The sequence below is a fragment of the Bartonella sp. AA86SXKL genome (assembly GCF_042196885.1).
In genome coordinates this window covers 1-668 of sequence record NZ_JBHIRE010000382.1, presented here as the reverse complement: position 1 = coordinate 668, position 668 = coordinate 1, and the positions used below count along the sequence as shown (strand labels likewise).

The window sequence follows — 668 nt, the reverse complement described above, 5'->3', positions numbered from 1 at the left end:
GATGCAGAACCTAGCGGTGAAGCTATTGCATTGGACATTCTTTTTGAAGATGATCATGTCATTGTCATTAATAAACCTGCTGGTCTCGTTGTTCATCCCGGCAATGGCAATTGGACTGGAACATTGGTTAACGCCCTTATTCATCACTGTGGTAAGAGTTTGTCTGGTATCGGCGGAGTTAAGCGTCCCGGCATTGTGCATCGTCTCGATAAAAATACAAGTGGAGTCATGGTGGTCGCCAAAAACGACCTTGCTCATAAAAGCCTTAGTGCACAATTTTTTGACCATGGACGTACTAGCGCATTAGATCGACGTTATCATGCCTTGATTTGGGGATCTCCTAACCGTAATGTTTGGACAATTGATGCCCCCGTTGGCCGTTCTCCGCATAATCGAACAAAGCAGGCGGTCGTCTATAACCAATGTCTCCATGCTCGTCACGCTGTTACACATTTTTCTCTCCTAGAACAATATGGCACCTGTGCAGATAAAACACCTTTTGCTAGTCTTCTAGAATGTCGTCTAGAAACTGGAAGGACTCACCAAATCCGTGTTCATATGGCTCACATCGGACACCCGCTTGTAGGTGATACTGTTTATGGCAATGCTTTTAAAACAAAATCAAATACGCTTAATTCTATAATTAAAAATGCAATCGATCAATTCAA

Annotated in this window: 1 protein-coding gene; it reads left to right on the top strand. The window is 43.1% G+C overall.

Annotated elements, in window-relative coordinates:
• A partial coding sequence (locus ACFIO5_RS12130) for an RluA family pseudouridine synthase (RefSeq protein ID WP_375705542.1) occupies window positions 1-668 on the top strand: 668 nt, incomplete at both ends.